Genomic DNA, 9,541 nt, shown 5'->3' with positions numbered 1-9,541 from the left:
GGTCCCGGCGGGCCGCCGGTCACGCGGGCCCGGCGCCCACCCGTGCGGTCGGCGAGGACCTGGCGGCCCGGGTCGCCGGGTAAGAACCGATCGAAGGCCCCACTGCCGGAGCAGCGTCCGGGCCAAAGGGCGTGCGACGATCGTCAGATCGCGCGCCCGGAGGCCGAAGTCCCCGGAGCAGCGTCCGGGCGCTATCCTCGGAAGGGCCGTAGATCCGGTACGACGGCAGCCGACGGGGCCTGACCACGGCGAAGATCGGCACGATCGTCACTTGTCCGGTCGCTCTAAGTTCCGTCGCCCACGCCTGGAGTCACACATGGCCATTACACCGACGTCAAAGATCTGGATGAGCGGTCAGTTCGTCGACTGGGACGATGCCCGCATCCACGTCCTCAACCCGACCCTCCACTATGGCTGGGGTGTCTTCGAGGGCATCCGCGCCTACTCCACCGCGCACGGCAGCGCCGTGTTCCGGCTGACCGACCATGTCGCGAGGCTGTATCGCAGCGCCAAGATTTACATGATGGAGCCGCAGTACAGCCAGGCGGAACTGATTGCGGCGATCAAGGAGACGGTCGCGGTCAACGAGGTCGACGCCTGCTACATCCGGCCGCTGGTCTACCTCGGATATGGCGAGATGGGCCTGAACCCGCTGCCGTCCTCGATCGAGGTGATGATCGCGGTTTGGCCGTGGGGCGCCTATCTGGGTGATGACGCCGGCGAGAAGGGCGTCCGGGCCACCGTCTCGACCTGGCGCCGCAATGACAACAACATCATCCCGCCGGCGGCCAAGGCGTCGGGGCAGTACCTCAACTCGTCGCTCGCCAAGGTCGCGGCGCTCAAGGCCGGTTATGACGAGGCCATTCTGACCAGCCCCAACGGACATATCGCCGATGGCTCGGGCGAGAACGTCTTCATCGTCGCGGGCGGAATGGTGATCACGCCGCCGCTCAGCGACGGTCCGCTCGGTGGCATCACCCGGGCGTCGATCATGCAGATCGCCGCCGACCAGGGCTACGAGGTGCGTGAACAGCACATCGTGCGCACCGACCTGTATCTGGCGGACGAGGCCTTCTTCACCGGGACCGCGGCCGAGATGGTGCCGATTGTGGAGATCGACGACCGACCGGTCGGAACGGGCCGACCTGGGCCGATCACCCGCGAACTGTTGGAGCTGTTCCACCAGGCGACCCGCGGGGAACTCGACCGCTACAAGATCTGGAACGAACGCGTCCACGACGCCTGAGGTCCGACAGTCGCCACCCGCCACCCGCCACCCAGCGCCCGAGTCTCGCCACGCTGAACACCCGATGGTCTGGTCATCAGCCTCCGCTGCGCCTAACGTCTCCTGTCACGTTCTCGTTTGACACGTGCACAAGCTCCAGGGAGACCGTGATGCGGGTTTGCGACGGAATGAGCGCTCTGGTTCTGATGATCGGGCCTGAGCATACCCTGCGTCAGGCGGCGCGGCTCATGGCCGCCCGGAATGTCGGTGCGGCCATTGTGCACGACGTCGATGGCCAGGGATATGGGATTCTCACCGAACGTGATGTCCTGATGTCCGTGGCGGCGGGCCAGAACCCCGATGCCGAGCGGGCCGGCGATCACATCACCCGTGACGTCGTGTTCGCCGATCCCGACTGGTCCCTGGATGAAGCTGCCGCGGCAATGCTGCGTGGCGGATTCCGGCACCTGATCGTCTGTGCGGGCGGCGAGGTGGCCGGAGTGCTGTCCATGCGAGATGTTGTGCGTTGCTGGAGCGTCCAGCGTTCTACTGTTTAGCTACCAGTGTTCGGCAATTTGATCAACTGGTGCTAGCGGCAATTTTTTCGCTTCACCGGCGCACATCACTGCCAAAGTGGGGCGGCGGTCGCCCACAATTCCCGACATTGGCGCTACGGTCTCGGTGTGCAGGAGGAAGAAGCGGTCGCGTTGCTCCGAGCGACCACGTTGCTGAAGGAACTGGACGAGCCGGCTCTGGCGCGCCTGGCCGCACGCTCTGTCGTGCGCCGGTATCGCCGCGGCCAAGTTGTCTTTACTGAAGGTGATCCATCTGACACGTTGCTTGTAGTGGCCTCCGGGCGGCTGAAGGTTCTGACAACCGCCGACGACGGTCGCGACCACGTTCTCAACATCGCAGGCCCAGGTGACACCCTCGGCGAGCTCAACATCGTCGAGGCCGGTCCGCGCTCGGCCAGCGTCGAGGCGCTGGAGCCCAGCGAGGCGCTGGTCCTGGACCGTGCGGCCGTGTGGGAGCTGGTGCGGGAGCGGCCGGCCGTCGCCGAGCAGCTCATCCGGGCGCTGGTCGCCCACGTCCGCCGCCTGACCGGGGCAAACGCAGACCTGGTCTTCCTCGACCTGCCCCGGCGGGTCGCCAAGCTGCTGCTGTTGCGGATGCGGGAGTCCGGACGTCCGCTGATCGAGCTGGGCCTGACCCAGACCGAGATCGCATCCCTGCTCGGTGGCTCGCGCCAGTCGGTCAACCAGGCCCTGCGGGACTTCGAGAAGCGGAACTGGATTCTGGCCGAAGGACAGACGATCACCATCCTCCAGGTTGAGCGCCTGCACCGCTTTGCCGGCGACTGATGTCGGCAGGGTCTCGGCAGGGTCTCGGCAGGGTAAAAATCTGACCGTAGGGCCGGCGACGCCGTAAAGTGGGCGGTCGGCGGTGAACCTGCCCTCGTCGCGCGTACCGGCTGCTCACCCATGCCGCCGGACGCGTGACACCCAGAGTGGTCAGGGCAGTGGCCCGCCAGAGACCCGGGGACTTCGGCCTCCGGCGATGCGAGAAGAACCACGATCGCATCGCCTTTGGCCCTTTAGATCCGCCAGTGAGAGGCGCGTTGTGCTTCCAGACGACCCAGGCTCCTTCCACGTCTATGACACGACGCTGCGTGATGGGACCCAGCAGGAGGGCCTGTCGCTGTCGGTCGGCGACAAGCTCGCCATAGCCCGCCACCTCGACGACATTGGCGTGGGTTTCATCGAGGGCGGATGGCCCGGGTCGAACCCCAAGGACGCCGAGTTCTTCCGCCGCGCCGCTACCGAGCTCCGTCTGGACCACGCCACCCTCACCGCGTTCGGCGCCACCCGCCGTGCCGGGCGCACAGCCGCCGACGACCCCCAGGTCGCAGCCTTGCGCGACGCCGGAACCGACGTCGTCTGCCTGGTCGCGAAAGCCGACCGCCGGCACGTCGAGCGGGCCCTGCGCACCACGCTCGCCGAGAACCTGGCGATGATCCGGGACACGGTGACGCATCTGCGTACCGAAGGCAAGCGGGTGTTCGTCGACGCCGAGCATTTCTTCGACGGCCACCGGGCCGATGCTGATTACGCCCTGGAGATGGTCCGGGTTGCCGCGCAGGCCGGCGCCGAGGTCGTCGTCCTCTGCGACACCAACGGCGGCATGCTGCCGACCCGGATCGGCGAGGTTGTCGCCGCCGTGCGCGACGCAACCGGTGCGCGCCTGGGTATCCACTGCCACAACGACACCGCCTGCGCGGTCGCGAACACTCTCATCGCGGTCGAGGCCGGGGTCACTCACGTCCAGGGGACCGCCAACGGCTACGGCGAGCGGTGCGGCAACGCCGACCTGTTCAGCGTAGTCGCCGGGTTGGAGACCAAGTTCGGGCGTCCGGTGCTGCCCACCGGGAAACTGCGCGAGCTGGTGCGGGTCTCGCACGCCATCGACGAGATCACCAACCTGGCCCCTTACAGCCACCGCGCGTATGTGGGTGCGAGCGCGTTCGCGCACAAGGCCGGGCTGCACGCGAGCGCGGTCAAGGTCGACCCGGACATGTACCAGCACATCGATCCGGCCGTGGTCGGCAACGACATGCGGATGCTGGTCTCGGAGCTCGCGGGCCGCGCCACGATCGAACTCAAGGGCCGGGAACTGGGGCTGGACCTGTCCGGCCAGCGCGAGGCCCTCGGGCGGGTCGTCGACCTGGTCAAGGAGCGGGAAGCCGCCGGTTACGCCTACGAGGCGGCGGAGGCATCCTTCGAACTGCTGCTGCGCGACGAGATCGAAGGCGAGCGGCGCTATTTCACCCTCGAGTCGTGGCGCGTGATCGTCGAGCGGCGGCCCGACGGGGAGGTCGTGAGCGAGGCGACCGTCAAAGTGGTCTCCCGCGGCGTGCGGCACGTGTCCACGGCCGAGGGCAACGGCCCGGTCAACGCCCTTGACCGGGCGCTGCGGGAGGCGTTGGAGAAGGGCTACCCGGGCCTGGCAGACCTCGATCTCGTCGACTACAAGGTGCGCATCCTCGACGGCAGGTCCGGCACGGGCGCGGTGACCCGGGTACTGGTGGAGACCAGCGACGGCCGCGACCGGTGGGACACGATCGGTGTGGATGAGAACATCATCGCCGCGTCCTGGGAGGCGCTGGCGGACGCCGTCACCTACGGTCTGCGCCGCCAGGGCGAAGGCGTCGAGACCGAAGGCGTCGAGACTGATGGTGCCGCGCGCGAAGCGTGACCGATGGCCTGGGTGACGATATGTCGCCTTCTGGCACACGTCGAGGATGAACATCCTGAAGGTCATGAATTATTAGCATGGGTCCCGTCCGATCATGATGTGATCGTTTCGGGAGAAGGTACCTGTGTCGCGGCAAGGTTCTGTGCGTCGGCGTCCGGCCCCACGGTTGGTTGATCCGAAGATCCCCGGCATGGTAGCCGCCATCCTCCTTGTCGCCTGCATCACGGCGGCGCCCCAGCCGTCAACACCGGGGCCGCGCCACGATGATCGCGGTCCGGTCGCCGGGCGGCCGGCGCCAGAAGGCGATCGTCGGCTGCCCGTCGTCGGGGAATCGGTCATCGGCGCGGTGGCCGGGGGCGCGGACGCCGACCGGCTCGTCGCCTCGGTGACTGTGCTGCCCGACTCGGCCCGACCGGCCGCGTCGATAGCCGACGTGTCCGTACAGACGGTGTCCGCACCGACCACGCCCACGCCCGCGCCGGGTGCCGGTCCGAGCGGGGCCGCGACCACCGGGGCGGGTGGAAGCAGCGCGGCGATCCCCAGCCGGATGCTGACCGCCTATCGGACGGCGGCGCTCCGGATCAACCTCGAGCGGCCGGGATGTAACCTACCGTGGTCGGTGCTGGCGGGAATCGGCCGGGTCGAGTCGAATCACGCCGCCGGCCGGCAGATCAGCGCGGACGGGACGGTCACCCCGACGATTCTCGGGCCCCGTCTCGACGGCTCCGCCGGCACTGCGCTGATCGCGGACACCGATCACGGAATGCTCGACCACGACACCGACTTCGACCGGGCGGTCGGCCCGATGCAGTTCATCCCGTCGACATGGCGATGGGCCGGGCGGGACGCCGACGGCGACGGTACGGCTTCCCCGGACAACATCGGCGACGCGACGCTCGCCGCTGCGGGCTACCTGTGCCGCTCTGGTGACCTCAGCGTGCCCGAGCGGCTGACCGCGGCGGTGTACAGGTACAACCCGTCGGATGACTATGTCCGCACCGTGCTCGCCTGGGCTGATGAGTATGCGGGCGGGGACGATTCCGGCGCCGCCGATGCAGGCCCGGACAATGCAGGCGCGGGCAATGCGGTGCTGGCCAGCGCGGTGACGACAGCGGATCCGGGCGTGGCCCCGGCCGCTACCCCGACCCCGACCCCGACCCCGACCCCGACTGGCACACCGACTCCTACGCCCACCGTTACCCCTACGCCGAGCGCGGCTGGCAGTGCGTCGCCGGAGCCGTCGCCGACGCCGACTGGCACACCGACTCCTACGCCCACCGCTACCTCTACGCCGAGCGCGGCTGGCAGCGCATCGCCGGAGTCGTCCGGCCCGAGTGTGGATGGCCCGCCAGCCCAGCCGCTGGGCGTCGTGCCCGGTGGCGTCGTCCCCGGTGGCGTCGTACCCGATGACGGTGTCATCGGGGAAGTCGTCACCGGGAAACTGGACCTGGCCACCTTGGTGAGTAGACCGACTACTTAGTGCGCTTATGATCCCCCTGTCTGCCGACAGCAGGGGGATGGCGTGGGGGATGACACCGGCACTGGCGTGGGCAGCGGCAGTGGTGACGATGACCGTGCGGCGACGGATCGTCCGCCGCGGGTGTTTCTCTCCTACGCGCACGAGTCACCCGAACACGAGAACGCCGTCCGCGATCTGTGGATCTTCCTGAGATCCCGGGAGATCGACGCGAAGCTCGACAAGGCGGCGGCCGAACGCCGGCAGGACTGGCCGCTGTGGATGCTCGCCGAGGTCCGCGCGGCCGACTACGTGCTGATCCTCGCGTCGCCGCAGTACTGCCGCCGTAGCGAGGGTGAAGCCGCCGCGGATGAGGGCCGCGGGGTGCAGTTCGAGGCCGCGCTGATCCGCGAGGAGCTCTACCGCGACCGGCCGGCCGGGATGGCGAAGTTCCTGCCGGTGCTGCTGCCCGGCCGCTTGGTCGAGGACATCCCGGTGTGGCTCGGTCCGTACTCGACGACCCACTACCCGATCGCGGAGATCTCCGACACCGGTGCCGGGCTGGAGACGCTACTGCGCGTCCTGACCGGCCAGCCGTTCGAGATCGAGCCTCCGCTGCGGCCAGGCACCCGCCCTGTCCTGCCTCCCCGGGGCGTGACCCTGCCCGGGGCACCACCGCCGGCCGGTTCGCGGGCAGGCGCAAGCGGTCAGGACGGGGCACGCTCGGCTTCGCTCACCCATGATCTCGTCCTTGCGGTGCGACTCGCCGACGGCCGACTCACCACCCGGGTGCTGCTCGCCGGCACGCTGCTGGGGGAGCGCACCGGCGCCCTGCCACGCGGGCTCGACACGGTGTGGACGGCACAGCCCACGGATGCGGCGGCGGCGGACGCGCACCTGTCCCAGGCCGGTCATCGGTTGCGGGACGTGCTGTTCGACGCCGACACCTCGCGGCACCTGACCGAGCTGATCGACGGCTCGCCGTTCGGGGCGGTCGTGGACATCGTGGTGGAGGCCGAGGGCACGGCGCTCGCCCTGCCCTACGAGCTGCTGCGGATGGCCGGTGGAAGGCTGCTCGCCACCATGCCCGGGGTGCGGCTCACCCGCCGGGTCGCCGGGTTGAACCGGGTTGCGACTGCGCCGCTGCCGGGTCCGCTGAAGATCCTCGTCGCGGTGGCGGCGCCGGAGGAGACCCGGACGCAGAACGCCCCGCTCGATGTCGAGGCGGAGATGCAGGCGATCATCGACGCGATCCGCCCGGTGGCCGGTTCCGGGGCCGCGCAGGTCACGATCCTCGAGGTCGCCGGCCTGAAGGAGATCTCCGAGGCGCTGGGCGGCCGGAACCCCGGTGACGGCGACACCGAGGCCAGGGACCCCGGTGACAGGGACAGCTATCACGTGCTGCACCTGTCCGCGCACGGATCGGCATCCTCGGTGGAGCTGGAGGACGAGGACGGCAACCCGGTCCCGATCCAGGCAGCGGAGTTGGTGGACGCGATCAAGGGCGCATCCCGGCCGCTGCCGCTGATCGTGCTGTCGTCCTGCTCGGGTGCGGCCGGCGGCACCGAGGGTCTGGCGCAGACCCTGGTCCGCCGCGGTGCCGACCGGGTGGTGGCCATGCAGACGACCGTCACCGACCGTTACGTAACCGACCTGGCCAGGGTCTTCTACACGGAGCTGGCCACCAACCGCGCCGTGTCGGTGGCGGCGGCCCTCGCCGAGGCCCGCCGCCGGGTGGATGCCGATCGCCGGGCGAGCGCGCGGGCCACCGGCCGGCTCGCGCTTCCCGAGTACGCCACCGCGACGCTGCTGGCCGCGGCCGGTGACCCACCCTTGCTCGATGCAACCGCCGACCCGCGGCCGCTGACCCGCCCGTTCGCCGCGCCAGCCGGGGGCAGCGTCCGCGAGCTGGCAATGGGTGATCTTGTCGGGCGGCGCAGGGAGGTCCGCACCGCGCTCGCGGTGCTGCGGGGAAGTACGGCCGCGGTCACGCGTTGGGGCGCGGTTGCCGGCGTGGTGCTGACCGGGCCCGGCGGGATCGGCAAGACCGCTGTTGCCGGGCGGGTAATGGCCCGACTGCGGGCTGAGGGCTGGGCGGTGGCGGTGCACGTCGGCCGGTGGAACCCGCCGTCGCTGATCGCCGCGACCGCGCAGGCCCTGCGCGGCATCCCGGTCCCGGAGCTGGTCGAGGCGCGGACCGCCCTCACCGACTCCCGTCACGAGGATACGGACAAGATCGCGCGGATTCGGGAATTGCTGGGCGAGCACCGCCTGCTGCTGCTGTTCGACGACTTCGAGCAGAACCTCACCGAGGACGGTCGGCGCTTCGCCGACCCTGGCTTCGCCGAGGTGTTCGCGGATCTGGCCCGGGCCGGTGGCCCTGGCAGTCCGAGTGGCGCCGGCCGTCTGCTCGTGACGTGTCGATATCCCCTGCCGAGCCGTACCGTCCCGTTTCATCGGGTGGATGTCGGGCCACTCAGCGGCTCCGAGCTGGGTCGCCTGCTGCTGCGGCTACCGAGCCTGCGGGCGCTGGGTGACGACGACCGGCGCACGTTGACCCGGACGATCGGCGGTCATCCGCGGCTGTTGGAGTTCGTCGACGCGCTGTTGCGCAACGGTGCGGCAAACCTGCTGGAGGTCACTGAGAAGATCAGCGATCTGGCCGACGAGCTCGGGATCGACCTGCATGAGGACCGCACCTTCGGCGAGGCGGTGGATGATGCCCTGTTGCTCGGCAGCCGGGACATCGTCCTGGAGCTGCTGCTCGCGACGGTGACGGCGGACGAGCGTGCACTTCTCCTGCAGGCGGCGGTGTCCAGCGCCCCGATGTCCGTCGACGATCTTGCGTTCGCCTGGCTGGGGGTCGAGCCCGACCGGGCACAACACCGGGTCGTCGCCGCGGCCGTCCGGCGGCTCGCGGACCGGACGCTGCTGCTGCGCCTCGACGGTGATGTGCTCGTCCATCCGTGGATCGCCCACTGGCTGGCCGACGTCGAGCCCGAGACGCGGACGGAGCGACACGGCCGGGCCGAGCGGATGCGGCTGGCCCGCATCAAGGCGGGGCGCGCCGAGTTCGCGGATCTGGTCGAGGTGGCCCGCCACCTTGCCGCCCAGCGGCGTTTCGACGACGTCGTCGCGCAGGCGCTGCGCTTCACGGGCATGCTCGCGGGGGAGTCGTCGGTCGCCGCGCTGCTGGGCGAGGTCGGGCCGATGGTGCCCGCCGACAGCCGAGGGTTCCTTGAGCTTGTCGATCGGGAGCTCACCGCCCTGCTCAACACCGGCAGCACCGCGGCGGCCCGGGATCGCGGCAACGCCATGGTTGCCGCCGCCCGCCGGTTGGCGGGGGCTGACCCTACCAACAGCCAAGCCCAACGCGACCTGTCGATCTCCTACGACAGGCTGGCGGGCGTCGCGATCGCGCTGGGGGACACCACCGGCGCCCAGCAGCTGTTCACCGACGCCCTCACCATCCGCCGCCGGTTGGCGGGGGCTGACCCCACCAACAGCCAAGCCCAACGCGACCTGTCTGTCTCCTACAACCGGCTGGCGGATGTCGCGATCGCGCTGGGGGACACCACCGGCGCCCAGCAGCTGTTCACCGACGCCCT

At 69.9% G+C, this 9,541-nt stretch carries 6 protein-coding genes; all 6 read left to right on the top strand.

The window, feature by feature from the left end:
- The first annotated feature begins 316 nt into the window (after window positions 1–316).
- The gene (gene ilvE, locus U9983_RS24190) at window positions 317–1,246 is read left to right on the top strand and encodes a branched-chain-amino-acid transaminase (RefSeq protein WP_322756220.1); all 930 of its coding nucleotides are present in this window, start codon (window positions 317–319) and stop codon (window positions 1,244–1,246) included.
- Window positions 1,247–1,395: 149 nt separating this feature from the next.
- Window positions 1,396–1,782: a cyclic nucleotide-binding/CBS domain-containing protein gene (locus tag U9983_RS24185; protein ID WP_322756219.1), complete on the top strand. Its 387-nt coding sequence runs from the start codon at window positions 1,396–1,398 to the stop codon at window positions 1,780–1,782.
- A 126-nt stretch (window positions 1,783–1,908) separates the two neighbouring features.
- Window positions 1,909–2,586, top strand: coding sequence for a Crp/Fnr family transcriptional regulator (locus tag U9983_RS24180; RefSeq protein ID WP_322756218.1), 678 nt, complete (start codon window positions 1,909–1,911; stop codon window positions 2,584–2,586).
- 259 nt (window positions 2,587–2,845) lie between these two features.
- Window positions 2,846–4,477, top strand: coding sequence for a citramalate synthase (gene cimA / locus U9983_RS24175; RefSeq protein WP_322756217.1), 1,632 nt, complete (start codon window positions 2,846–2,848; stop codon window positions 4,475–4,477).
- A 190-nt stretch (window positions 4,478–4,667) separates the two neighbouring features.
- Window positions 4,668–5,957, top strand: coding sequence for a hypothetical protein (locus tag U9983_RS24170; RefSeq protein WP_322756216.1), 1,290 nt, complete (start codon window positions 4,668–4,670; stop codon window positions 5,955–5,957).
- Between the two features lie 42 nt (window positions 5,958–5,999).
- The coding region (locus U9983_RS24165; RefSeq protein ID WP_322756215.1) for a CHAT domain-containing protein at window positions 6,000–9,541 on the top strand (3,542 nt) is incomplete at its 3' end.

The sequence above is a fragment of the Protofrankia sp. Cas3 genome, assembly GCF_963555955.1.
Lineage (GTDB): Bacteria > Actinomycetota > Actinomycetes > Frankiales > Frankiaceae > Protofrankia.
This window is presented reverse-complemented; position numbering and strand designations above follow the sequence as displayed.

Coding starts and splice junctions, on each gene's coding strand:
- ilvE (WP_322756220.1), top strand. CDS start 317: ATGGCCATTACACCGACGTCAAAGATCTGGATGAGCGGTCAGTTCGTC.
- U9983_RS24185 (WP_322756219.1), top strand. CDS start 1,396: ATGCGGGTTTGCGACGGAATGAGCGCTCTGGTTCTGATGATCGGGCCT.
- U9983_RS24170 (WP_322756216.1), top strand. CDS start 4,668: ATGGTAGCCGCCATCCTCCTTGTCGCCTGCATCACGGCGGCGCCCCAG.